Here is a 24,155-nt window from a genome sequence, read left to right as displayed (position 1 = left end):
AACCCTATGCCGCGCTTTGCCGCCAACCTGTCCATGCTGTTTACCGAACAGGATTTCCTTGCCCGCTTCAAAGCGGCCGCCGACGCGGGCTTTCAGGGTGTGGAATATCTGTTCCCGTATGAGTTCAGCTCCGCCGAGATCAAGGCGCAGCTCGACGCCAACGGCCTGACCCAGGTGCTGTTCAACCTGCCGGCCGGTGACTGGGCCAAAGGCGAACGCGGCCTGGCCTGCCACCCCGACCGGGTCGAGGAATTCCGCGCCGGGGTCAAGCTGGCCATCGCCTACGCCCAGGTGCTGGGCAATACCCAGGTCAACTGCCTGGCGGGCATCCGGCCGCAGGGCGTGGATGACGAAACCGTGGAAAAGACCTTCGTCGCCAACCTCAAGTACGCCGCCGAGAAGTTGCAGGCCGCGGGCATCAAGCTGGTGATGGAGATGATCAATACCCGCGACATTCCGGGTTTCTACCTCAACAACACCGCGCAGGCCCTGTCGATTCGCGAGCAGGTGGGCAGTGACAACCTGTTCCTGCAATACGACATCTATCACATGCAAATCATGGAGGGCGACCTGGCCCGCACCATGGCCACGCACCTGGGCGAGATCAACCACATCCAGCTGGCCGACAACCCAGGGCGCAACGAACCGGGCACCGGTGAGATCAACTACCGCTTCCTGTTCGAGCATCTGGACCGTATCGGCTACGCCGGCTGGGTGGGCTGTGAATACAAGCCGTTGACCACCACCGAAGCCGGTCTTGGCTGGCTCAAAAGCCACAACGCCATTTAACAGACACAACACCAAACAAAAGTGGGAGGGGGCTTGCTCCCGATAGCGGTTCATCAGTCGACACACGTTTCGAATGAAACATTGCTATCGGGAGCAAGTCGAGTCGTCGCACCGCCCCTCCCACATTTGGGCCCGCTGTGTTTGGCAGACCTCACCCAGCCTGCCTATCGAATAAAAAAGAGGATTTCTTCATGGCTAAAATCGGATTTATCGGCACCGGCATCATGGGCCAACCCATGGCCGCCAACCTGCAGAAAGCAGGTCATCAACTGTTCCTCTCCGAACATCATGGCAAGGCCCCGGCTGAACTGATCAGCGCCGGCGCCGTGGCCCTGGCCAACCCGCAGCAAGTCGCGCAGGAAGCCGAGTTCATCATCGTGATGGTGCCCGATACCCCGCAGGTCGAAGACGTGCTGCTGCGCGCCGACGGCGTGGCCGCCGGTCTGTCGCCCAACAAGGTGGTGATCGACATGAGTTCGATCTCCCCCACCGCCACCAAGGCGTTCGCGGCAAAAATCAACGCGACCGGCGCGCAGTACCTGGATGCGCCAGTGTCCGGTGGTGAAGTCGGCGCCAAGGCCGGCACCTTGAGCATCATGGTCGGCGGCGAGCAGCAAACCTTCGAACGCGCGCTGCCGCTGTTCCAGGCGATGGGCAAGAACATCACCCTGGTCGGCGGTAACGGTGATGGCCAGACCGCCAAGGTCGCCAACCAGATCATCGTGGCGCTCAATATCCAGGCGGTGGCCGAAGCGTTGCTGTTCGCCTCCAAGAACGGCGCCGACCCGGCGAAAGTGCGTGAAGCGCTGATGGGCGGCTTTGCCTCCTCGAAGATCCTGGAAGTGCACGGCGAACGCATGATCAAGGGCACCTTCGACCCAGGCTTTCGCATCAACCTGCACCAGAAGGACCTCAACCTGGCGCTGGCCGGTGCCAAGGAGTTGGGGATCAACCTGCCCAACACCGCCGGTACACAACAGGTGTTCAGCACCTGCGCGGCGATTGGCGGCGGTAACTGGGACCACTCGGCGCTGATCAAGGGGTTGGAACATATGGCGAATTTTTCGATTCGCGATAAATAAGCCGCAATGAAATGCAAATCAGTGTGGGAGGGGGCTTGCCCCCGATAGCAGTGTTTCAGTCACATCATCTACACCTGACACACCGTCATCGGGGGCAAGCCCCCTCCCACATTCAGCCCGAATTCAAGTCTGAAATTGCTGCAGCCCTAATAACAAGAATCCCCCGGGAGCCCGCTTATGTCGGTCGATCCGCAACACCTGCTTCGCGAGCTGTTCGCCACGGCCATCGACGCCGCCCATCCCCGACAAGTGCTGGAACCTCACCTGCCCGCCGACCGCAGTGGCCGCGTGATCGTGATCGGCGCCGGCAAGGCCGCCGCCGCCATGGCGCTGGTGGTGGAGAACTGCTGGCAGGGCGAGGTGTCCGGCCTGGTCGTCACCCGCTACGGCCACGGTGCGCCGTGCAAGAAAATCGAAGTGGTCGAGGCCGCGCACCCCGTGCCCGACGCTGCCGGCCTCGCCGTGGCCAAACGCGTGCTGGAACTGATCAGCCATCTGAACGATGACGACCGCGTGATTTTCCTGCTCTCCGGCGGCGGCTCGGCATTGCTCGCCCTGCCCGCCGAAGGCATTACCCTGGCCGACAAGCAAAGCATCAACAAAGCCCTGCTCAAGTCCGGCGCGACCATTGCCGAGATGAATTGCGTGCGCAAGCACCTCTCGGCGATCAAGGGCGGGCGATTGGCCAAGGCCGCGTGGCCCGCTACGGTCTACACCTACGCGATTTCCGATGTGCCGGGCGACCAGGCGACGGTGATCGCGTCCGGCCCCACGGTGGGCGACCCCAGCACCTCGCAACAGGCCCTGGCGATTCTCAAGCGCTACAGCATCGACGTTCCCGCCTCGGTGCGTAACTGGTTGCAGGACCCCGCGTCGGAGACCGTCAAGCCCGGCGACCCGTTGCTTGCCCGCAGCCATTTCCAATTGATCGCCCGGCCGCAGCAATCGCTGGAAGCGGTCGCAGTGAAAGTACGCCAGGCCGGCTTCAGCCCGCTGATCCTCGGCGACCTCGAAGGTGAAGCACGCGACGTGGCCAAGGTGCACGCCGGCATCGCCCGGCAAATCGTGCAGCACGGCCAGCCGTTGGCGGCGCCGTGCGTGATCCTCTCCGGCGGCGAAACCACCGTCACCGTTCGCGGCAATGGCCGTGGCGGGCGCAACGCAGAGTTTCTGCTCAGCCTCACCGACAGCCTCAAGGGCCTGCCCGGCGTCTACGCCCTGGCCGGCGACACCGACGGCATCGACGGTTCAGAAGATAACGCCGGCGCAATCATGACCCCCTGCAGCTACCGCCGCGCCGAAGCCCTGGGCCTGAGCGCCAGCGACGAGCTGGATAACAACAACGGCTACGGCTATTTCGCCGCCCTGGGCGACTTGATCGTCACCGAGCCGACCCGCACTAACGTCAACGACTTCCGCGCCATCCTGATCCTTGAGACTGCCAAACATGACGCCTGACAAGAAGGTCAAAATCCTCGCCACCCTGGGCCCGGCCACCGATGGGATCGATGACATCCGCGAACTGGTGGAAGCCGGGGTGAATATCTTCCGGCTGAACTTCAGCCACGGCGACCATGCCGATCACGCGCAACGCTATCAGTGGATTCGCCAGGTAGAGCGCCAATTGAACTACCCGCTGGGCATCCTCATGGACCTGCAAGGGCCCAAGCTGCGGGTGGGGCGTTTTGCCGAAGGCAAGGTGCAACTGGTGCGCGGCCAGGCGTTACGCCTGGACCTGGATGAAACGCCGGGCGATCAACGTCGGGTCAACCTGCCCCACCCGGAAATCATCGCGGCACTGCAACCGGGCATGGACCTGTTGCTGGACGACGGCAAGCTGCGCCTGCGCGTGCTCACCAAACACGCCGACGCCATCGACACCACGGTGCTCAATGGCGGCGAGCTGTCTGATCGCAAAGGCGTGAACGTGCCGCAGGCGCTGCTGGAACTCAGCCCCCTCACCGCCAAGGACCGTCGCGACCTGGCGTTCGGCCTGGAGCTGGGCGTGGACTGGGTGGCGCTGTCGTTCGTGCAGCGCCCGGAAGACATTCGCGAAGCCCGCGCGCTGATCGGCGACCGGGCGTTCCTGATGGCCAAGATCGAGAAGCCCTCAGCGGTGCAGCGGCTGCGGGAGATCGCCGAATTGAGCGATGCGATCATGGTCGCCCGCGGCGATCTGGGCGTGGAAGTGCCGGCCGAAAGCGTGCCGCAAATCCAGAAAGACATCATCAAAACCTGCCGCCAACTGGGTAAGCCGGTGGTGGTGGCGACACAGATGCTCGAATCCATGCGCTTCTCCCCGGCACCGACCCGCGCCGAAGTCACCGACGTGGCCAATGCGGTGGCCGAAGGCGCGGACGCGGTGATGCTGTCGGCGGAAACCGCATCCGGCGACTACCCGCTGGAAGCCGTACAGATGATGAGCAAGATTATCCGCCAGGTGGAAAACGGCCCGGATTACCAGGCTCAGTTGGACGTCAGCCGGCCCAGGGCCGATGCCACGGTGTCGGACGCCATCAGCTGTGCGATCCGGCGTATCAGCAGCATCCTGCCGGTGGCGGTGCTGGTGAACTACAGCGAGTCGGGCGCTTCCAGCCTGCGCGCGGCCAGGGAGCGGCCGGTGGCGCCGATCCTCAACCTCACGCCGAACCTGTCCACGGCGCGGCGTTTGAGCGTGGCGTGGGGGGTGCACTCGGTGGTCAACGATCGGTTGCGCCAGGTGGATGAGGTGTGTTCCACCGCGCTGGAGATCGCCCAGGCCCAAGGCATGGCGCAACGCGGGGATACCTTGGTGATTACCGCGGGGGTGCCGTTCGGGCAGTTGGGGTCTACCAATTCGCTGCGTATCGAAACCCTACTGTAGGAGCGAGCTTGCTCGCGAAAAACGTCAACGATGACGCAGGCATCCTGAATGCACGCGGCGCCCTTGGTTTTTTCGCGAGCAAGCTCGCTCCTACAGGGAGCTGCCATGCACAACCCCACCTGCCCCGACTGGGCCGAAGCCCTGCTTAACGGCTTCAGCCAGATTTTCCTGCAGCGCCATCCACTGTGCGGCCTGCTGTGCCTGCTGGCGATCCTGATCGGCGCCCCGGCGTTGCTCGGCGGCGCCTTGCTGGGCGGCGTCGCGGGTTTGCTCACGGCCCAGCGCCGGGGTTATCCCAAGACGGAACGGCAGGCGGGTTTATATAGCTACAACGGCGTGTTGCTGGGCCTGTTGATCAGCCAGCACTTTGCCTGGTCGGCGCTGGTACCGCCGCTGATCCTGGCGTGTGGCGGCCTGAGCGCGATGCTGGTACGCCAGTGGTTCAAGCATGCCTCCCGCCCCGAGAATCTACCCGCCTACACTGCGCCCTTTGTCGGCCTGGGCTGGTTGCTGCTGGGCAACATCGCGCCAGGCACCCTCGCCCTGAGTGAGCCCGATACGCTGGCGCTGCTCGGTGCCCCATTCACCGGGCTGGCGCAAGTCATGCTGCTGGACCAGCCGCTGGCCGGGGCCTTGATTGCGTTCGGCCTGCTGCTGGCTGACCGCCGCGCCGCGGCGTGGGCACTGACCGGCGCCATCGCCGGCATCCTGGTCGCCGTGCTGCTGGGCGAAACCAGCGGTGCCCTGCTGGGCCTGCACAGTTACAACCCGGCGCTCGCCGCCCTGGCGCTGAGCCAGTCTCGCGGCCGCCCCTGGTTGCCGCTGATTGGCATCGTGCTGGCCATTCTGCTCACACCGGGCTTCGCCGCGCTGCATTTGCCGGCGCTCACCGCGCCGTTCATTCTCGCCTGCTGGCTGGTGCGCGCCAGCCAGCGAATGCTGCGCACACCGCGCATGGACAGCCCGTTCGAATCCCCCTAGGCTTTGCCGATATTCACTTCGGGCAGCACTTATGGACAGCAACAACGACTGGCGCCAGCGGCTCTACGTCATGGTTTTTCAAAGCGACACCGTCGCCGGGCGGCGTTTTGACGGCATCCTGCTGCTGATCATCCTCGCCAGCCTGGTCATCGTGATGCTCGACAGCATCGACCAGATCCACCAGAACTACGCCAACGTACTGGCGTATATCGAGTGGGGTTTCACCCTCATCTTCCTGATCGAGTACGGCCTGCGGCTTTACTGTTCGCCCAAACCGTTGCGCTATGCCTTCAGCTTTTATGGCCTGGTGGATCTGCTCGCCATCGTCCCCGGCATCCTCGCGCTGTATTACAGCGACGCGCAGTACCTGCTGATCATCCGCATCATCCGCATGCTGCGGATCTTCCGCGTGCTCAAGCTCAGCCCCTACCTCAAGCAGGCTAACTACCTGATGGCGGCGTTGCGCGGCAGCAAGCAGAAGATCGTGGTGTTCCTGGTGAGCGTGTGCACCCTGGTGACGGTGTTCGGTACCCTGATGTACGTGATCGAAGGCCCGGAACACGGCTTTACCAGCATTCCAAAGGGCATCTATTGGGCGATCGTGACGCTCACTACCGTGGGCTTTGGCGACATCGTGCCGAAGACACCGTTGGGCCAGGTGATTTCCTCGCTGGTGATGATCACTGGTTACTCGATCATTGCGGTGCCTACCGGGATCTTCACTGCCGAGCTGGCGAGCGCCATGCGCGGTGAACAGCTGCAGACCGACTGTCCGGGGTGCCAGAAAAACAGCCACGAGCCGCATGCCGCATTCTGCTCGCGCTGTGGCAGCAACCTGTTTAAGAAAGTGGAATAAGCAAAGTTCTTTTTAATCTTTAAGCGACTATGTGGCCCCGGCTATAGTCGCTGGCATTGTGCCTCCCCCCTTCTCTCGAACAACAAGGAATGAGCAGTGAAAAACATCCTCAGCGCGTCTCTTCTGGCCGCCGGCCTGGCCCTGGCCGGCGCCGTCCAGGCTGCACCGGTCACTCTGCTCAACGTCTCCTACGACGTGATGCGTGATTTCTACAAGGACTACAACGCCGCCTTCCAGAAACATTGGGACGCCGAGCACCCGAATGACAAGCTGACCCTGCAGATGTCCTTCGGTGGCTCCAGCAAACAGGCGCGCTCGGTGATCGACGGCCTGCCCGCGGACGTGATCACCATGAACATGGCCACCGATATCAACGCCCTGGCCGACAACGGCAAGCTGGTACCGGACAACTGGGTCACGCGCCTGCCCAACAACAGCGCACCGTTCACCTCGGCCACCGTGTTTATCGTGCGCAAGGGCAACCCGAAAGCCCTGAAAGACTGGCCGGACCTGCTCAAGGACGGCGTACAGGTGATCGTGCCGAACCCGAAGACCTCGGGTAACGGTCGCTACACCTACCTGTCGGCCTGGGGCTATGTGCTGAAGAACGGTGGCGATGAAGAAAAAGCCAAGACCTTTGTAGGCAAATTGTTCAAACAAGCGCCGGTACTCGACACCGGTGGCCGCGCCGCCACCACCACCTTCATGACCAACCAGATCGGCGACGTGCTGGTGACCTTTGAAAACGAAGCGGAAATGATCGCCCGTGAATTCGGCCGTGATCAGTTTGAGGTGATCTACCCAAGCGTTTCCGCCGAAGCCGAGCCGCCGGTGTCGGTGGTGGACAAAGTGGTCGAGAAGAAAGGCACCCGCGTGGCTGCTGAAGACTACCTGAAGTACCTGTGGTCGCCGGAAGGCCAGGAAATCGCCGCCAACAACTACCTGCGCCCGCGTGACCCGAAGGTCTTGGCCAAATACACCGACCGTTTCCCGAAAGTCGACTTCCTGTCGGTGGAGAAGACCTTTGGTGACTGGCGCACGGTGCAGAAAACCCACTTCAACGATGGTGGGGTGTTCGACCAGATCTACTCCGGCCAGTAAGCATTTCCTCAATACTGTGGGAGGGGGCTTGCTCCCGATAGCGGTGGGTCAGTCAGCACAGGTATTGACTGATACACCGCTATCGAGAGCAAGCCCCCTCCCACATTGATCGTTCCCACGCTCTGCGTGGGAATGCCGCTTGGGACGCTCCGCGTTCCGCCACCGCTGCAAGTTTCGGCAATTGCGCACAGGTGACGCAGAGCGTCACGGGCTACATTCCCACGCGGGAGCGCGTGGGAACGATCTTAGGGTCATCAAGACGGTTGCTCCCACATTGGTTTTGGGTAAAGTCATTATTTCGCGGCATGTCCATTATCACCACAAGCGGCCTACCCAGCATCGAGCCTTGTCTTTACCCTCTCACGCCATCTTCCTTCGCTTTTATGAGAACACCATGAACGCTACCTCCCAGGCTACAGGCACCATGACCCGAGGCATGGTCATGCTGTTTGCGTTTTGCTGCGGCGCCATCGTCGCCAACATCTACTACGCGCAGCCGATCATCGAACTGATCGCCCCGGACATCGGCCTCACGCCGGCCATGGCCAGCCTGATTGTGTCGCTGACGCAGATCGGCTATGCCCTGGGCCTGTTCTTCCTGGTGCCGCTGGGGGACCTGCTGGAAAACCGCAGGTTGATGATCTTCACCACCCTGGTGGCCATCGCCAGCCTGCTGGGCGCAGCGTTCACCGAGCAGCCCAACCTGTTTTTGCTGGTGTCCTTGCTGATCGGCTTCAGCTCGGTGTCGGTGCAGATTCTCATCCCGTTGGCTGCGCACCTGGCGCCGGCCGAATCCCGTGGTCGAGTGGTCGGCAGCATCATGGGCGGCTTGTTGCTGGGCATCCTGCTGGCGCGGCCGGTGTCCAGCGTGGTGGCGGACCACTTTGGCTGGCGTGCCATGTTCATGGCCGCCGCAGCGTTGATGGCGTTTATCAGTGTGGTATTGATGCTGACCATACCCAAGCGCCAGCCCGACCACAGCGCCAGCTACGGCCAATTGCTGGGCTCGCTGGGCACGCTGTTGCGTCGCCAGCCGGTTCTGCGCCAGCGCGCGTTCTATCAGGGTTGCATGTTCGCCACGTTCAGTCTGTTCTGGACCGCAGCCCCACTGGAGCTGGCACGCAATCACGGCCTGACCCAGAGCGAAATCGCGCTGTTCGCCCTGGTCGGCGCCCTGGGCGCCATCGCTGCGCCCATCGCCGGGCGCCTGGCCGATGCCGGCCACACCCACCGCGCCTCGCTGCTGGCGATGCTCTTCGCTGCGTTGAGCTTCCTGCCTGCCTTCGTGCACCCGCTGTACAGCGTGATCGGCCTGGCGGTGACCGGCGTGGTGCTGGACTTCTGCGTGCAGATGAACATGGTGCTGGGCCAGCGTGCCATCTACGCCCTCGACGCCCACAGCCGCAGCCGCCTGAATGCGCTGTACATGACCAGCATCTTCATCGGCGGCGCCTTCGGCTCGGCGATTGCCAGCAGCGTGTATGAACACGGCGGCTGGCTGGGCGTGATGCTGGTGGGCAGTGCGTTCCCGCTGGTGGCGCTGTTGCGCTTCCTGAGTGCGTCGCGCCAGGGAGCGGTTGCCACCGCTTAGGAGCGCACCAACTTCTCCAAAGCCGCATCGGCCAGAAATGACGAGCGGCTTTTCACATTGTGCTCGCGCACATAACGGTCGATACGCTGGATGACATAGCCGGGCAAGGTCACGTTGACCTTTTCGGTCTTGCCCAGATAAGGCGAGATGTCCAACTCCAGCATGCCCCAGCCCATTGCGGCGTAGTCTTCGTGAGTGTGATGATTGGCAACCGACGTTGGCATTGGAATCTGACCACCCTCCCCGGCGATTTCCTGCAGCAGAATATGCGCGATCTCCACGGCGGCGTTGTAGGCCTCTTCAAAACTGTCCCCGGCGGTGACCGCGCCTGGAATATCGGGGATCTGGATACCGGTGGCGGTAAAGTCATCGCCCCATTCGATACAGATTGGGTATTGCATGAATGCTCTCCTTAAAACTGAAACAGCCCGGCGCGTTTCCTGATGCTTCTGACGGTGCCCAGAGGAAGATCCTTCTTCGGATGAGGCACCGGGATCGTGTACGGGTTATAGCGGTGGGTAAAAATATGATGACTGCCAGTGACCCGATCCAGCACCCAACCCGCCTCTTGCAGCTCCTTGATCAATAGCCTGCTCTGCACCCCTGCCTCCTTGGCTTGGCTGAATAAAAATAACCCTAGAGTTATCTTTACTCAAGCACAAAGTGAGCGGGGTTGACTGACGGTTGTTTTACCGGATGTGCAAAAAATGGAGGCGCGCCTGGCGGTGCGGCGTGCAAAGTGTCGAAGTCGCTAGGGCTCAGACCAGGCGCGCCTGGTCCAGGCAGCACAGCAAACGCTCGACCGTGTGTTCCAGCGGGCCTGAATTATCCAGCACGAATAACCCTTCGCCATTGGCGGTGATCAATTCCTCGGTGAACCGCACGTTGCGTGCCAGGCGTTCTTCAATATCCGCCAATGGCTCCCGTCCGCGCGCGAGCAGACGCTGGCGCAATACAGGTTGATCAACCGTCAGTAACAGGACCAGCAGCGTCGGGTACCGCTCGCGGGTTTGCGCCAGGTGCGCGCGCGAGCCGTTGACCAGCACGTCCTCCCCCACCGCCAGCCACTCATCGACCTGCGCGGGGATGCCATAGCTCAGCCCATTGGCCTGCCAACTGAGCGCAAACGCGCCTTGCGCCTGCATCGCCGCAAACTGCTCCGGGCTCACGCCCACCGCCGCTTCGCCCACCGATTCCGCAGAGCGGGTAATGACCCGGCGCACAATGCGGCAACCGCGCTCGGCCAGCCGCGGGCGCGCGGCGTCCAGCAGGCTGTCCTTGCCCGAACCCGATGGCCCGATGAGATAAATCAACCTGCCTGCCATCACAACACCCTCTTTGTTTGTTTGCGCACTGGTTGGCTTGGTACACAAGAGTATATCCAGCGAGCGCGCGTCAGTCAGGCAAGCGCTCGATCACTGCACTGACCTGTGGCCTGAGAGCGCGGTGGTCACCTGTGGGAGGGGCTTGCCCCCGATGGCGGTGTTCCAGTCGATTAATGTCTAGCTGACATACCGCTATCGGGGTCAAGCCCCTCCCACATTTGAACCCCAGCGCTTGCAAGTACGCATTGGCTGTCATGAAAAAGGCGACCCGAAGGTCGCCTTTTTTCATTGCGCGTACTGCTTGCTCAACCCCGGCGGGACGCCTTGCACGTTGGTCTCTTCCCACGGCCCGTTCGGGCTGATGGAGCGGCTCCAGCCATTGCTCCAACGGTAGTAGGTGCGCTGGCGATAGAAGGTGTCGGGCTGGTCGTCGAGCACGTAGACCTGCATCTTGCCGTCCCAGTGGCTGGCGGCGCCGGGCGGTGGGGCGAAGGTCGGCGATTTGGTCGGCAGTGGTTTGGGCGCCGGGGTGGCCGGGCCGGACGGTTTGGTGGCTGGCTGGGTCGAAGGGCCGGACGGTGGAATGGTCGGCCCGGTAGGTGATGGCGGTGGCCGATGGACCGCACAGGCACTCAAGCCCACGATCAGGCTGAGCAGGGTCATACGTGCAAATGCGGTCATGGCGTTTCCTCGAATTACTTGTCCGGACTGTCGACAGTCAGTTGCTGCAGCGCCGTGGTGCTGCTGGCCAGGGGTTGGCTGCGGCCGATCCACTCACCGGCGGTCGGAAGACCCGCCCGGGATATGCGCGCAACCAGTTGGACTTCAGGGAAGTTGGACAGTTTCAACTGCGGCATCATCGCGTCGGCATCGCCGAGTTCCACCGTGATCGGCAGTTCGGCGACGGTCACACGCTTGGCCGCCAGCGGCGCAGGCGGGCCGCTGACGGCGCGGGCAAAGATGAACACGCTGTCGCCTGGCAGGGCCTTGGCCTTTACTTCGGCGGACAGGTCCACACGTACTTTCAGCACAGCCTTTTGCGCGACAACGCCGCCGCTCTCCCTGAGTTTTTCCGCCGCGCGATCGATGCCGCCTTGCAGCGCAATGCGCGAATTGTCTTCGGGAGGCAGCTGCGCCAACAGGCGATTCCAGTAATCGATAGCCTCCTGATAGCGCTGACCTTCAAAAGCGGCGATCCCCAACAGGCCAAGGCTGGTGACTTCCTTGGGGTCCAGCTTCAAGGCTTCGTCGGTCAGCGCCTGAACCTTGGGTGACCACTGTTTGTTGTCGGCAAAATACTGCGCCTGCGCCCACTGCCCGAGCAGCTCGGGCTGGCGCCCGGCCAGGGCCACGGTGCGCTCGAAGATTTTAGCCGCATCGGCCGCACGGTCCTGGGCCATGTAGGCGCGGCCCAGGAAGTACAGACCTTCGGCCGAATCCGGTTGCGCGGCGGCGGCGCGCTCCAGGCGTTGGGTCATGTCGGCCATGGACACCGGTGGTTGTGAGAACTCACGGGCCAACTCGACTTTGTCGCTGGCGCCAAAATGCAGATACAAGCCAAGCCCCAGCACCGGCACCAGCACCGCCGCGAGTAACGGCAGCGGTTTGCCCAGGCGTGACTCGCGTGGTTTTTCCACGCCTTCGGTGTCGGCCAGCAATTCACGCGCCGCTTCGGCGCGACCGGTATCCAGTTGCGCGGCATTCAACACGCCTTCGTCCTGCTGCACTTGCAGTTCGGCGACACGCTCTTGATACAGCGCCACGTTCAGCGCGGTGCGATCCTCTTCGCGTTGGGCACGACGACCGCGCAGCACAGGGATCAACAGAAAACTCAGGGCAATCAACAGCAGCAGGCCGGCTGCGAGCCAGAAATCAATCATCAGTCTTGGTGTCCAGCAATTGGTCGAGGCGTTTGCGCTCTTCGGGGGACAGCGCGTCGCTGCCATCGGCAGGCGTGGTACGGCGACGGCGCACAATGACGGCCATGACCACCACCCCGGTCAGCAACAGCCCGGCAGGGCCGAACCAGAGCAGCGCGGTCTTGGCGGTGAGCGCCGGTTTGTAGCGCACGAAATCACCGTAGCGGTCGACCATGAAGTCGACGATCTGCTGGTTGTCCTTGCCCTCCCCCAGCATGCGGAAGATTTCCTTGCGCAAGTCGGCAGCGATGGGGGCGTTGGAGTCGGCGATGTCCTGATTCTGGCATTTGGGGCAGCGCAGTTCCTTGGTCAGCTCGCGAAAACGCTCACGCTCGGTGTCGTTGGCAAATTCATAGGTGTCGATGGCGGCGTGGGCCACACCGGCCAGTCCCAGCGCCAGCACCGCAGCTGCTAACAGGCGCTTCATGGTTTGGCCTCATCAACCAGCGCCTGGTACTTGGCCGCCAATTGCTCGCGCCACACCACTTCGTCGATCACGCCGACGTACTTGTCACGGATCACGCCCTTGGCATCAATGAAGAAGGTTTCCGGGGCGCCGTACACGCCCAGATTCAGGCCAAGGTTGCCGCCTTCATCGCGGATATCCAACTGGTACGGGTTGTGGAATTCGGCCAGCCACTTCAAGGCCGCTGCATTGTCGTCCTTGTAGTTGATGCCGTAGATCACCACGCCTTTCTCGGCCAGTTTATTGAGCACCGGATGTTCGACGCGGCAGGAGATGCACCAGGTGCCCCACACGTTGACCAGCGCCGGCTTGCCCAGCAGGTCGGCGCGGGTCAGTTGCTTGTCGCCTTGCACATTGGGCAGCGTGAACTCCGGGAACGGCTTGCCGATCATGGCCGACGGCAACTCGGCCGGGTCCAGGTACAAGCCGCGATAGAGGAACACCGCCACCACCAAAAACGCTGCCAGCGGCAACACCATCAACCAACGCTTCATACCGCAGCTCCCATACCGAGGGCTTCGCGCACCCGGCTTTTGACCTTGACCCGGTAGCGCCGGTCCAGCGCAGCGAGCAAACCACCAAAGCCGGTCAACAAACCGCCGAACCAGATCCAGCGCACGAACGGCTTCACATGCACGCGCACCGCCCAGGCACCGTCGCCCAGCGGTTCGCCGAGGGCCACATACAAGTCACGGGTGAAACCCGCGTCGATGCCGGCTTCGGTCATCATTGAGCTTTGCACCGTGTACAGGCGTTTTTCCGGGTGCAGCACGGCAATTTCCTTACCGTTGCGCACGACGCGCACAGTGCCTTTGTCCGACGTGAAGTTCGGCCCTTCGAAATGCCTGGCGCCTTCAAAGATGAAGTGGTAACCGGCCAGGTCCATGGACTCGCCGGGAGCCAGGCGCAGGTCGCGCTCGGCGCTGTTCTGGCTGGAGAGCACCACGCCCAGGGCGCACACGGCGATGCCGATGTGGGCGATCTGCATGCCCCAGTAGCTGCGGGTCAAGGTCGGCAGGCCTTTGAGCAAGCCCTTGTGACGGGTCTTGTCGGCGATATCGCGAACACCGGCCAGCAACACCCAGGCAGCGAGCAGGAACGTGGCGAGCACCGCCCAATTGAAGTCGCCGTAGGCAACCCCTGCAATCACGGCCAGGGCCACACTGCCCAGCAGCACCGGCATCAGCATGCCGGCCAGCCATTTCACCGGCGTGTCTTTCCAGCGCACCAGCACGCCAACCGCCATCACCACCATCAACAGGCCCATCAATGGAATGAACAAGGCGTTGAAGTACGGCGGGCCGACGGACAACTTGGCACCGCTCAAGGCATCCAGCACCAAGGGGTACAGGGTGCCGAGCAGGATCATCGAGGCCGCCACCACCAGTACCAGGTTGTTGCCCAGCAGCAGGGTTTCCCGCGACCACAGGTTGAAGCCCACCTGGCTCTTGACCACCGGCGCGCGCAGGGCGAACAGCGTCAGCGAACCACCGACCACAAACAGCAGGAAGATCAGGATGAACACGCCGCGCGCAGGGTCCGAAGCAAACGCATGCACGGACGTCAGTACGCCCGAACGCACGAGGAAGGTGCCGAGCAGGCTGAGGGAAAATGCCGCGATGGCCAGCAACACGGTCCAGCTCTTGAACACCCCACGTTTTTCGGTGACGGCCAGCGAGTGAATCAGCGCGGTGCCCACCAGCCAGGGCATGAAGGAAGCGTTTTCCACCGGGTCCCAGAACCACCAGCCACCCCAGCCGAGTTCGTAGTAGGCCCACCATGAGCCCAGCGTAATGCCGATACCCAGGAAGGCCCAGGCGACGATGGTCCAGGGCCGCGACCAGCGCGCCCAGGCCGCATCGAGACGCCCGCCGAGCAACGCGGCGATGGCGAAGGCAAAGGCCACGGAGAAGCCGACATAACCCATGTAAAGCATCGGCGGGTGCACGATCAGGCCGATGTCTTGCAACAGCGGGTTGAGGTCATGCCCGTCCACCGGAACCTGCGGCAGGATGCGGCTGAACGGGTTGGACGTCATGATCAGGAACAGCAGGAACCCAATGCTGATCATGCCCATCACCGCCAGCACCCGCGCCAGCATGACTTGCGGCAATTGGCGCGAGAACACCGACACGGCGAAAGTCCAGCCCCCGAGGATCAGTGCCCACAGCAGCAACGACCCTTCGTGGGCGCCCCACACGGCGCTGAATTTGTAGTACCAGGGCAGCGCGCTGTTGGAGTTATTGGCCACATAGGCGACGGAAAAATCGTCGGTCATGAAGGCGTAGGTCAGACAACCGAATGCGAACAGCAGGAACGCGAACTGGCCCCAGGCGGCCGGCTGCGCCAGGCTCATCCATAGGCGGTCGCCGCGCCAGGCACCGAGCAACGGCACCACGGCCTGGACGATGGCGAAGCACAGCGCGAGGATCATCGCCAACTGGCCCAGTTCGGGAATAAACAGTGCGGATGACATCGATCAACCCTCCTTGGCGGGTGCGGGTGCTGATTGAACGCTGTCTTTCAACGCTTTGGTAACTTCCGGCGGCATGTATTTTTCATCGTGCTTGGCCAGCACTTCATCGGCCACCACCACGCCATTGGCGTTGAGTTTGCCCAGGGCGACGATGCCCTGGCCTTCGCGGAACAGGTCCGGGAGGATGCCGCGGTAGGTGATGGTCACGGCCTTGTTGAAATCGGTGACGACGAAGGTCACATCGAGGGAATCGCCGGAACGCTTCAAGGAGCCCTTCTCTACCATGCCGCCGGCACGAATCCGCGTGTCGACAGGCGCTTCGCCATTGGCGATCTGGGTCGGGGTGTAGAACAGGTTGATGTTCTGCTGCAGGGCACTCAGGGCCAGACCCACGGCAACACCGACGCCGACCAGAATGGCAAGGATGATCAACAGACGCTTTCTGCGCAACGGATTCACTGATCGGTCTCCCGGCGCAGACGACGCGCCTCTTGTTGCAGGTAACGCTTGCGCGCCAGCAGCGGCGCGGCGACGTTGAGGGCCAGCACCGCCAGGCAAATGCCGTAGGCGGTCCAGACATACAGGCCATGATGGCCCATGGCGAGAAAATCGCTGAATGAAGCAAAACTCATGCATGCGCTCCCAGGCTGGCTTGAACTTCAGCCTTGACCCAACTGGCCCGGGCTTCGCGCTTGAGCACTTCGAGGCGCATGCGCAGCAGCAGCACCGCGCCGAAGAAGCAGTAGAAGCCCAGTACCATCAGCAGCAACGGTGCCCACATTTCCACGGGCATTGCCGGCTTTTCGGTGAGGGTGAAGGTGGCGCCCTGATGCAGGGTGTTCCACCACTCCACCGAGTACTTAATGATCGGGATGTTGATCACGCCGACAATCGCCAGCACCGCGCAGGCCTTGGCGGCGCTGTCACGGTTGCTGATCGCGTTGCCCAGGGCAATCAGGCCGAAGTACAGGAACAGCAGAATCAACATCGACGTGAGCCGCGCATCCCACACCCACCACGAACCCCAGGTGGGTTTGCCCCAGATCGCCCCGGTGACCAGCGCCACCGCGGTCATCCACGCGCCAATTGGCGCGGCGCATTGCAGGGCGACGTCGGCCAGCTTCATCTTCCAGACCAGCCCGACGATGCCGCACACCGCCAGCATCACGTAGCAGGACTGCGCCAGCATGGCGGCGGGCACGTGGATATAGATGATGCGAAAGCTGTTGCCTTGCTGATAGTCCGGCGGCGCGAAGGCCAGGCCCCAGACCAGGCCGATGCCGATCAGCAACACGGCGGCGACGCTCAACCACGGCAGCAGCTTGCCGCTGATGCCGTAAAACCATTTGGGCGAGCCGAGCTTGTGAAACCAGGTCCAGTTCATTGCTGTTTCTCACGGTTGCTGCTTGTCGTGGCAAGCAGCGTAGGGTCTTTACTGGCCAAGCGTGTAAAGCCTGACCAGACCTCATTATTCGCCGACGCTGATCTTCAGGCCGGCCGCTATGGCAAAGGGTGTCAGGGTTACCGCCAGGGCGGCCAGGCTGCCAAGCCACAAGAGGTAACCAGTCGCCGGCATGCCCATCAGCGCAGCCTGCAAAGCACCGCTGCCGAGGATCAGAACCGGGATGTACAAAGGCAGAATCAGCAGGGCCAACAACAGGCCACCGCGCTTCAAACCGACGGTCAACGCTGCGCCCACCGCCCCCAACAGGCTGAGCACCGGCGTACCGAGCAACAAGGACACAAGCAACACCGGCAGGCATTCAACCGGCAAACCCAGCATCAGCGCCAGCAGCGGCGAAAGCAAGACCAGCGCGAGGCCGGAAAACGTCCAGTGTGCCAGCACCTTGGCCAGTACCAGAAGGGGCAGAGGGTGCGACGAAAGGACCCATTGTTCCAGGGAACCGTCTTCGAAATCACTGCGAAACAGTCCGTCCAGCGAGAGCAGCACGGACAAAAGCGCCGCGACCCATACCAGTCCTGGGGACAAGGTTTGCAACAGTTTAGTCTCGGGGCCGACCGCCAACGGGAACAGGGCAATCACGATGGCGAAGAACACCAGGGGGTTGGCCAGTTCGGCCGGGCGACGGCACAACAACCGTGCTTCGCGGGCGACCAACAGGGCAAACACATTCATGCCGACCACCGCGCCAAATCCAGCTCACGGTAACCGGCGGGCCTGCGTGTCAGGGTGTGGTGGGTGGTGAGCACCACAAGGCCACCCTGCTCACAATGCCGGGCCAGATGGTCTTCCAATTGGGCCACGCCTTGCTTGTCGAGGGCGGTGAACGGTTCGTCGAGAATCCACAGCGGCGGGCCGGGCAAATACAGGCGCGCCAGCGCGACGCGGCGTTGCTGGCCGGCGGACAGGGTGTGACAGGACACGTCTTCGAAACCCTTGAGGCCGACCGCGGCCAGGGCCTGCCAGATCGCGTCGCGGGAAGCGGGCTGGTGCAGGGCGCTGAGCCAGATGAGATTTTCTTCGGCGGTGAGTACGTCCTTGATCCCGGCGGCGTGGCCGATCCAGATCAGGTTGCGGGCCAACTCGGTGCGCTGTTCATGCAGGGGCTTGCCGTTAAGCCGAACCTCGCCCGCCGTCGGCTGCATCAGCCCGGCCAGCAAGCGTAGCAGGCTGGTCTTGCCACTGCCGTTGGGGCCGCTGACTTGCACCATGTCGCCACCCGCCAGGCGCAGTTCGAGATGTTCGAACAGCAGGCGCAGGTCGCGTTCACAGGCAAGCGCTACGGCTTCAAGAAGAGGGCTGGTCAAGAGATCGCGGGCCTTTACGGTTCAAGTCGGCGGTGCAGCGGCCGTTACAGTGAGATGCACAATAACGGCTTTGGCGACCGATTTTAGAGAGCTGGATCAAATAGTTGTGAGGTTTTTAGCGCTCTCTTTGCAGACGGGCGGCATTATACATGCGATGCCCTACTCTAAAGAGGGCAATTTCCCCTGAGACGACGTGCACGATGACCGGTGAGATCAACCTACCTTCCCTGCCCCCCGCCGCGACCCCGGGCCCTGCCCCGCTGCCGGCAGCCGCAGAGCTGCTCAAGCTGCTGGAGCCGCAGACCGGGTTGATCGCGCCCGGAAAAACCGTAAACGCCGAAGTAATCGCGCTTAAACAAGGCGGCGACGCGTTTCAACTGTTGTTGAAGTTGACCCTCGAAGGCGGTCGCCAGACATTGGTGCAAGCCAGCAGCCTCCAGCCATTGCCGCTGGGCAGTAACGTGGCCGTGGGCCAGACGCCGGCGGGCAACCTGACCCTTTCGCTGCAGCAAGCGTTGAGTGCCAATATCGCCGCCCTTACCCGCATCGACACCACGCAGATGCCGGTGGGTACGCTGCTGCAAGCCAAAGTACTGACCACCCAGATGTTGCCCCAGGGCACCGCGCAGCCGGCGGTCTACCGCTCGCTGGTGAGCGTGCTCAATACCGCCATGGCCAGCACCACCCTCACCGTCGAAAGCCCTCAGCCACTAAGGGTCGGCAGCTTGCTCAGCGCGGTGGTGCAAGACGCGCAGACGCTGAGTTTTGTGCCGTTGAGCGGGCTGAAGGACCAACTGGAGGTCGCGCAGCAGCTCTCGACCCAGCAGAGTCGCCAAGGCTCGCTGGATGCGGTGTTTACCTCCTTGCAAAACCTGCCCCGCGGCGACAGCACCTCCGCCGACCTGCGCGCGGCGGCCGAACGTTTACTGGCGGCTTTGCCCGACCTCGCGCAGGTCAGCAACCCCAAGGTGTTGGCGCAGCTGGTGCAGAACAGCGGGGCTTTCCTGGAAGCCAAATTACTCGTCGGACAGAACCCGCAAATACCACCGCTGGACATGAAGGGCGCGCTGTTGCGCCTGGTCGCGGATTTATTGCCTGCCCTGCCCGCCAGCACCAATCTGAATGCCATCCTCGCGGCCAATACGCTGGCCCAGGTATTGCCCAATTTTGTACGCAGCCCACTGGGCACGCTCGGCCAGGTCGGTGCGCGTCAGGCGCCCGCCAGTTTTCCGTTGCCCGAGCGGCTGATGGCCAAACTGGAAGGCGAAGGCGACCTGGAAAACCTGCTGCGCCTGGCCGCCGGGGCAATTTCCCGGTTACAGAGCCACCAACTGTCGAGCCTGGAACAGACCGGCACCACCGCCGATGGCCGCCTGCAAACCACCTGGCAACTGGAAATCCCCATGCGCAGCCTGCAGGACATCGTCCCGCTGCAGGTGAAGTTCCAGCGCGAAGAACCACCCTCCGATAAGGAGCAGCCCGAACGCAACGAACGTAAAGACCCCAAGCAAATGCTCTGGCGCGTCGAGCTGGCCTTCGACATGGAGCCATTGGGACCCTTGCAGGTCCAGGCGCAGCTGACGCAAGGCAAGCTCTCCAGCCAGCTGTGGGCCACCCGCGCTTTCACCGCCAGCCTGATCGAAAACCACTTGGGTAGCCTGCGCGAGCGCTTGGTGGCCTCGGGCCTCAATGTCGGCGACCTGGATTGCCACCTCGGCACCCCGCCTCGCGGGCCAAAAACCGGACTGGAACAACGCTGGGTGGATGAAACCGCATGAAGAACCCTGACACCCCCCGCCAGGCGATCGCCCTCAAGTACGATGGCCAGCAAGCGCCGACCCTGACCGCCAAGGGCGATGAAGCCCTGGCTGAAGCGATCCTCAAGCTGGCCCGGGAAAATGAAGTGCCCATCTATGAAAACGCCGAGCTGGTGAAGCTGCTGGCGCGCATGGAACTGGGGGACAGCATTCCCGAGGAGTTGTACCGCACCATTGCCGAAATCATCGCGTTTGCCTGGACATTGAAGGGCAAGTTTCCGGTGGGGTATGACCCGAACGCGCGGCCGGTCGAGCGGGATGTGACAGATCAAGGCGAGGATTACTGAGGCCTCAATCAGAGTCGGGCGGGCTTGTCCGTCAATGCGCTGTGTCAGTCACATGTCCAGCAGCCGACACTGAACATTCACGCGCAAGCCCCCAGGGGATCAGTTCAGCATGTCGCTCAGCGGGATGAAATTGACCTGATCACCAGGCACCAGCGTCGTCCCTTCCAACACCTCCACAAACCCTTGCGCCCACGCTGCGCTACGCAATACACCGGAGCTCTGGTTGCCGTAGATGATCGCCTTGCCCTGCTCGATACGCCCGCGCAGGTACTCGCGCCGGTTTCCTGGCTTGGGCCAGACAAACCCCACTGGCACGTTGAAACGCAGCGGCGCAACGTCTTGCACACCTTGGCGGCGCAGCAGGTAAGGCCGAGCCAACAAGGCAAAGGTCACCAGGGTGGACGCAGGATTGCCAGGCAAGCCAATCACCGGCACGCCACGAAAATGCCCGAAGGTCAGCGGCTTGCCCGGCTTGATCGCCAGCTTCCACAGCGCCAGCTCGCCCTCTTCACGTAGGGCAATACCCAGAAAATCCGCCTCCCCTACAGACACACCACCGGTGGACAGGATCAGGTCGACGCCATTGAGATCAGCCAAGCGTGCGCGGGTCTGTTCAAGGTCGTCCGGCAGAATGCCAGCATCGATTACCTCGCAGCCCATTCGCGTCAGCCAGCTGCACAGCACACGGCGGTTGCTGTTGTAGATCTGCCCAGGTCCCAGCGGCAAGCCGGGTTCGATCAGTTCATCGCCGGTCGACAGCACGGCCACCCGCACACGCCGCACCACGTCCAGGCGATCACGCCCCAGCGAAGCAGCCAGGCCCAACTCGATCGGGCCCAGGCGCGTACCGGCGGGCAACACCAATTCGCCGACCGTGGTTTCCTGGCCTTGAGGGCGGATGTTCTGACCCGCGTGCAACGGCTCGCTGAAACTCACGCGTGCGTCGCTGTGAATGGTCGCGTTTTCCTGCATTTGCACGCAGTCGGCACCCTGGGGTACCGGCGCGCCGGTAAAGATGCGTGCGCAGGTACCAGGGGCCAACGGCTCAGGCGCATTGCCGGCGAAAATGCGCTGGCTGACCGGCAAAGGCTCGCCAGCCCAGTCCGCCATGCGCAGGGCGTAGCCGTCCATGGCACTGTTGGGCCAGGGCGGCAGATCGAGGGTGGAGACCAGGTCTTGTGCCAATACGCGGCCATCGCATTGGGCCAGGCTCACCGCTTCGCGCTCAAGGATCGGCGTGGCGCCGGCCATGTCCAGCAAACGTTGCAAGGCCTCTTCCACCGGCATCAAGGCGCCGGTCTTGCCGGGCTTATCCACGGGATTCACAGGGTTGGGCCTGCTTGAGGTGGGGTACGAAGTTGCAGGGCCGATGACGGTTGTCCAGTTGCTCGGCAAGGATCCCGTCCCAACCGGTGCGCACGGCATTGGTGGAGCCCGGCAGGCAGCACACCAGGGTGCCATTGGCCAACCCGGCCAGGGCGCGGGACTGAACGGTGGATGTGCCGATATCGGCGACCGATATCTGGCGGAACAGCTCGCCAAAACCATCCACCTGTTTATCCAACAGGCAGCTCACGGCCTCGGGCGTGCTGTCGCGGCCGGTGAAGCCGGTGCCGCCTGTGATCAGCACGACCTGCACCACGTCCTCGGCGATCCAGTGGGCCACCTGGGCGCGAATTTTATAGAGGTCATCCTTGAGCAGCACACGTTCGGCCAAGGTGTGGCCGGCGGCGGTCAGGCGATCGACGAAGACCTGGCCCGAGGTGTCGGTGTCCAGGGTGCGGGTGTCGCTGACGGTCAGTACAGCGATATTCAGAGGTACGAAGGGCGCATCAGCCTTGGCTTTCATGGCACGGTCCGGTTGTCGAAGGAACAGCCCGGTGTTATATCACAGGCCCCTGTTTACCTGCCGCAGCGAAACCGCCATGTCCGTTGAATCTTCACGCCTGCCTTGCTCGATTCTGTTGTTGGCCGGAGGCCGCGGCCAGCGCATGGGCGGCGAGGACAAAGGCCTGCTGCAATGGCGCGGTCAGCCCTTGATCGCGCACCTGCACCAATCAGTGCGACCGCTCACGGACGACCTGATCATCTCGTGCAATCGCAACCATGCGCGCTATGCCGCCTACGCCGACCGACTGGTGAGCGATGACAGCGCGGACTTTCCCGGGCCACTCGCCGGCATACGTGCAGGACTGTTCGCCGCGAGCCATGGGCATCTGCTGGTTTTGCCCTGCGATGCGCCGCTGATAGATGCGCGACTGGTGGCCGACTTGCGTGCGATAGCGCAACGCAATCTGCAGGTTCCGGTGATGGTGCGCCACGGCGAGTTCTGGGAACCGCTGCTCTGCATCATCCCCACCGCGCTGAAAGACCAGGTGGAGCGGGCCTGGCAGGCAGGCGAACGCAGCCCGCGTAAAATCCTGTTGCAGCATGGCGCCGTGGGCCTGGAATGCCCTGAAGATGACCCACGCCTGGCCAATCTTAATACCCCCGAACTGTTGCACCCACCGGCTGGCATGTCAGAATGAGCCTTGCATCAGGAACTTTGCCGGCGTTGCACACGTCACAAGGTCAGCATTTCAAAAGTACTCTCTCGGAGACACACCCATGACTCAACGGACCATCGCCGCTCTCATGCTTGCACTGGGCCTCGCCACCCTCGCCGGTTGCGCTTCGCCAACAGTGATCACCCTGAATGACGGTCGCGAAATCCAGGCCGTCGACACCCCGAAATACGATGAAGACTCAGGCTTCTACGAATTCGAACAGCTGGACGGCAAGCACACCCGCATCAACAAAGATCAGGTTCGCACCGTTAAAGACCTGTAAGCCACCGCTTGCACAACAAGGCCCGCCTCACGCGGGCCTTGTTGTTTGCGGCGTTTACCAGTCCAGCGTGATTTCACTGCGAAAGCTGCGTTCCTGGCCGCTGACCGGGTCGATAAAGCGCACGCCCTGGGCCAGCAACTTGAGCGGGTTGGCGTAATCGTCCCGGGCGTCCTTGATCACGTCGGGGTAGAACGGGTCATTGCAGATACTCGCCCCGAGCGCCGCCATGTGCACGCGCAATTGATGCTTCTTGCCGGTCACCGGAAACAGGCCGTAGCGCCATAGATCACCGTGTTTCTCGCGCACTTCAACAGCCGTTTCGGTATTGCTGGCACCCGGGGATTCCTGCATACGGAAGAACGGTTCACCGTCCACCAGCCGGCTCTTGTGCACCCGCGGGAAGGTCAGGCCAGGCAAGGCCGGGGCAATGGCTTCGTAGATCTTATCAATGCGCCGCGTGGGAAACAGCTGCTGATAGGCCGTGCGGCTGTCGGGGTTGGCCGAGAACAGCACCAGCCCCGCGGTATGCCGATCAATGCGGTGCAAGGGCACCAGGGCGGGATTGTCCAGACGCCGGATCAAACGACGCAACAGCGTTTGCTCCACATACTCGCCGGCGGGGGTCACCGGCAGGAAATGCGGTTTGTCAGCCACCACCAGGTGTTCATCGGCGTACAGGATGGTTTCCTGTACCGGGATCACTTTCTCGTTGGGCACTTCGCGAAAGTAATAGATGCACAGACCTTCCCTGTAAGCCAGGTCCAGGCTGATGGGATGACCGTTGATATCCAGTACCCGGCCACGGGCAATGCGGTCCAGCCACTGCGCACGGGTGATCGCCGGGAAGTGGTCGCAAAGGCAATCGAGCACCGTCGACCAGGGGCCAGGCGGCAGGTACAAGGTACTGGCTTGGTGCTGCGAAGGGGAAAAACCGGAAGTGGACATGCCGATGCTCAATGCCTGGAATAAACAGGCCGGCATTATCCCGCATGGTGCGGGATTGA

The 24,155-nt window shown here is 62.6% G+C and carries 28 protein-coding genes; 12 read left to right on the top strand and 16 right to left on the bottom strand.

Annotation, left to right across the window (positions count from 1 at the left end):
- The first annotated feature begins 6 nt into the window (after positions 1 to 6).
- From hyi to SC318_RS08630, 8 genes are all read left to right on the top strand, one after another.
- Positions 7 to 789, top strand: coding sequence for a hydroxypyruvate isomerase (gene hyi, locus SC318_RS08665; RefSeq protein ID WP_320430429.1), 783 nt, complete (start codon positions 7 to 9; stop codon positions 787 to 789).
- Positions 790 to 980: 191 nt separating this feature from the next.
- Positions 981 to 1,871, top strand: coding sequence for a 2-hydroxy-3-oxopropionate reductase (locus tag SC318_RS08660; RefSeq protein WP_320430428.1), 891 nt, complete (start codon positions 981 to 983; stop codon positions 1,869 to 1,871).
- A gap of 177 nt (positions 1,872 to 2,048) precedes the next feature.
- Positions 2,049 to 3,329: a glycerate kinase type-2 family protein gene (locus SC318_RS08655; protein ID WP_320430427.1), complete on the top strand. Its 1,281-nt coding sequence runs from the start codon at positions 2,049 to 2,051 to the stop codon at positions 3,327 to 3,329.
- The gene (pyk, locus tag SC318_RS08650; protein ID WP_306492289.1) at positions 3,319 to 4,734 is read left to right on the top strand and encodes a pyruvate kinase; all 1,416 of its coding nucleotides are present in this window, start codon (positions 3,319 to 3,321) and stop codon (positions 4,732 to 4,734) included. The genes SC318_RS08655 and pyk overlap by 11 nt, the downstream gene beginning before the upstream one ends.
- A 105-nt stretch (positions 4,735 to 4,839) precedes the next feature.
- Positions 4,840 to 5,715, top strand: coding sequence for an urea transporter (locus tag SC318_RS08645; protein WP_320430426.1), 876 nt, complete (start codon positions 4,840 to 4,842; stop codon positions 5,713 to 5,715).
- A gap of 31 nt (positions 5,716 to 5,746) precedes the next feature.
- Positions 5,747 to 6,571, top strand: a complete 825-nt coding sequence (locus tag SC318_RS08640) for an ion transporter (protein WP_320430425.1) — start codon at positions 5,747 to 5,749, stop codon at positions 6,569 to 6,571.
- A 96-nt stretch (positions 6,572 to 6,667) separates the two neighbouring features.
- Entirely contained in the window at positions 6,668 to 7,672 is a 1,005-nt protein-coding gene (locus SC318_RS08635; protein WP_320430424.1) for a sulfate ABC transporter substrate-binding protein, read from the top strand.
- 394 nt (positions 7,673 to 8,066) lie between these two features.
- Positions 8,067 to 9,263, top strand: coding sequence for an MFS transporter (locus SC318_RS08630; RefSeq protein WP_320430423.1), 1,197 nt, complete (start codon positions 8,067 to 8,069; stop codon positions 9,261 to 9,263).
- Here the strand turns inward: SC318_RS08630 and SC318_RS08625 are convergent.
- The 13 genes from SC318_RS08625 to ccmA all read right to left on the bottom strand — a co-directional run bounded on the left by SC318_RS08625 (position 9,260) and on the right by ccmA (position 18,218).
- Positions 9,260 to 9,664 (bottom strand): type II toxin-antitoxin system HicB family antitoxin, encoded by a 405-nt coding sequence (locus SC318_RS08625; RefSeq protein ID WP_320430422.1) that lies wholly within the window; start codon positions 9,662 to 9,664, stop codon positions 9,260 to 9,262. The genes SC318_RS08630 and SC318_RS08625 overlap by 4 nt on opposite strands.
- Positions 9,665 to 9,675: 11 nt before the next feature.
- A complete protein-coding gene (locus SC318_RS08620) occupies positions 9,676 to 9,864 on the bottom strand; it encodes a type II toxin-antitoxin system HicA family toxin (RefSeq protein WP_065901605.1) in 189 nt (62 codons plus the stop codon).
- A 157-nt stretch (positions 9,865 to 10,021) separates the two neighbouring features.
- The gene (gene phnN, locus SC318_RS08615; protein WP_320430421.1) at positions 10,022 to 10,588 is read right to left on the bottom strand and encodes a phosphonate metabolism protein/1,5-bisphosphokinase (PRPP-forming) PhnN; all 567 of its coding nucleotides are present in this window, start codon (positions 10,586 to 10,588) and stop codon (positions 10,022 to 10,024) included.
- Between the two features lie 285 nt (positions 10,589 to 10,873).
- Positions 10,874 to 11,269 (bottom strand): hypothetical protein, encoded by a 396-nt coding sequence (locus SC318_RS08610; protein WP_320430420.1) that lies wholly within the window; start codon positions 11,267 to 11,269, stop codon positions 10,874 to 10,876.
- Between the two features lie 14 nt (positions 11,270 to 11,283).
- Positions 11,284 to 12,468 (bottom strand): c-type cytochrome biogenesis protein CcmI, encoded by a 1,185-nt coding sequence (gene ccmI, locus SC318_RS08605; RefSeq protein ID WP_320430419.1) that lies wholly within the window; start codon positions 12,466 to 12,468, stop codon positions 11,284 to 11,286.
- A complete protein-coding gene (locus SC318_RS08600; RefSeq protein ID WP_320430418.1) occupies positions 12,461 to 12,934 on the bottom strand; it encodes a cytochrome c-type biogenesis protein in 474 nt (157 codons plus the stop codon). Before SC318_RS08600 ends, ccmI begins: the two co-directional genes overlap by 8 nt.
- A complete protein-coding gene (locus SC318_RS08595) occupies positions 12,931 to 13,467 on the bottom strand; it encodes a DsbE family thiol:disulfide interchange protein (protein ID WP_320430417.1) in 537 nt (178 codons plus the stop codon). Before SC318_RS08595 ends, SC318_RS08600 begins: the two co-directional genes overlap by 4 nt.
- Entirely contained in the window at positions 13,464 to 15,449 is a 1,986-nt protein-coding gene (locus SC318_RS08590; RefSeq protein WP_320430416.1) for a heme lyase CcmF/NrfE family subunit, read from the bottom strand. The genes SC318_RS08595 and SC318_RS08590 overlap by 4 nt, the downstream gene beginning before the upstream one ends.
- Positions 15,450 to 15,452: 3 nt before the next feature.
- Complete coding sequence (ccmE, locus tag SC318_RS08585) at positions 15,453 to 15,908, bottom strand: cytochrome c maturation protein CcmE (protein WP_320430415.1); 456 nt, start codon at positions 15,906 to 15,908, stop codon at positions 15,453 to 15,455.
- Complete coding sequence (ccmD, locus tag SC318_RS08580) at positions 15,905 to 16,081, bottom strand: heme exporter protein CcmD (RefSeq protein ID WP_124385805.1); 177 nt, start codon at positions 16,079 to 16,081, stop codon at positions 15,905 to 15,907. Before ccmD ends, ccmE begins: the two co-directional genes overlap by 4 nt.
- Positions 16,078 to 16,833, bottom strand: a complete 756-nt coding sequence (locus SC318_RS08575; protein WP_306492277.1) for a heme ABC transporter permease — start codon at positions 16,831 to 16,833, stop codon at positions 16,078 to 16,080. The genes ccmD and SC318_RS08575 overlap by 4 nt, the downstream gene beginning before the upstream one ends.
- Positions 16,834 to 16,917: 84 nt before the next feature.
- Positions 16,918 to 17,586, bottom strand: a complete 669-nt coding sequence (ccmB, locus tag SC318_RS08570) for a heme exporter protein CcmB (RefSeq protein WP_320430414.1) — start codon at positions 17,584 to 17,586, stop codon at positions 16,918 to 16,920.
- Positions 17,583 to 18,218: a cytochrome c biogenesis heme-transporting ATPase CcmA gene (ccmA, locus tag SC318_RS08565; protein WP_320430413.1), complete on the bottom strand. Its 636-nt coding sequence runs from the start codon at positions 18,216 to 18,218 to the stop codon at positions 17,583 to 17,585. Before ccmA ends, ccmB begins: the two co-directional genes overlap by 4 nt.
- 200 nt (positions 18,219 to 18,418) lie before the next feature.
- On the opposite strand from ccmA, the gene SC318_RS08560 reads away from it, so the two are divergent.
- Complete coding sequence (locus tag SC318_RS08560; protein ID WP_320430412.1) at positions 18,419 to 19,996, top strand: flagellar hook-length control protein FliK; 1,578 nt, start codon at positions 18,419 to 18,421, stop codon at positions 19,994 to 19,996.
- Positions 19,993 to 20,322: an EscU/YscU/HrcU family type III secretion system export apparatus switch protein gene (locus SC318_RS08555; RefSeq protein ID WP_320430411.1), complete on the top strand. Its 330-nt coding sequence runs from the start codon at positions 19,993 to 19,995 to the stop codon at positions 20,320 to 20,322. The genes SC318_RS08560 and SC318_RS08555 overlap by 4 nt, the downstream gene beginning before the upstream one ends.
- Positions 20,323 to 20,421: 99 nt before the next feature.
- On the opposite strand, the gene glp is transcribed toward SC318_RS08555, so the two are convergent.
- Both glp and moaB read right to left on the bottom strand, forming a co-directional pair.
- Positions 20,422 to 21,648 carry a molybdopterin molybdotransferase MoeA gene (gene glp, locus SC318_RS08550; protein WP_320430410.1) on the bottom strand — a complete coding sequence of 409 codons (1,227 nt, stop codon included), beginning with the start codon at positions 21,646 to 21,648 and terminating at the stop codon, positions 20,422 to 20,424.
- The gene (gene moaB / locus SC318_RS08545) at positions 21,632 to 22,171 is read right to left on the bottom strand and encodes a molybdenum cofactor biosynthesis protein B (protein ID WP_320430409.1); all 540 of its coding nucleotides are present in this window, start codon (positions 22,169 to 22,171) and stop codon (positions 21,632 to 21,634) included. Before moaB ends, glp begins: the two co-directional genes overlap by 17 nt.
- A 76-nt stretch (positions 22,172 to 22,247) precedes the next feature.
- Between moaB and mobA the strand changes: the two genes are divergently transcribed.
- Together mobA and SC318_RS08535 are read left to right on the top strand one after the other, a co-directional pair.
- Complete coding sequence (mobA, locus tag SC318_RS08540) at positions 22,248 to 22,850, top strand: molybdenum cofactor guanylyltransferase MobA (RefSeq protein WP_320430408.1); 603 nt, start codon at positions 22,248 to 22,250, stop codon at positions 22,848 to 22,850.
- A gap of 79 nt (positions 22,851 to 22,929) precedes the next feature.
- A complete protein-coding gene (locus tag SC318_RS08535; RefSeq protein ID WP_003189935.1) occupies positions 22,930 to 23,151 on the top strand; it encodes a YgdI/YgdR family lipoprotein in 222 nt (73 codons plus the stop codon).
- A gap of 54 nt (positions 23,152 to 23,205) precedes the next feature.
- Here the strand turns inward: SC318_RS08535 and SC318_RS08530 are convergent, their stop codons facing one another.
- Entirely contained in the window at positions 23,206 to 24,096 is an 891-nt protein-coding gene (locus tag SC318_RS08530; RefSeq protein WP_320431204.1) for a pseudouridine synthase, read from the bottom strand.
- Between the last annotated feature and the right edge of the window lie 59 nt (positions 24,097 to 24,155).

Source organism: Pseudomonas sp. MUP55, assembly GCF_034043515.1.
Taxonomy (GTDB): Bacteria; Pseudomonadota; Gammaproteobacteria; order Pseudomonadales; family Pseudomonadaceae; genus Aquipseudomonas.
This window is presented reverse-complemented; position numbering and strand designations above follow the sequence as displayed.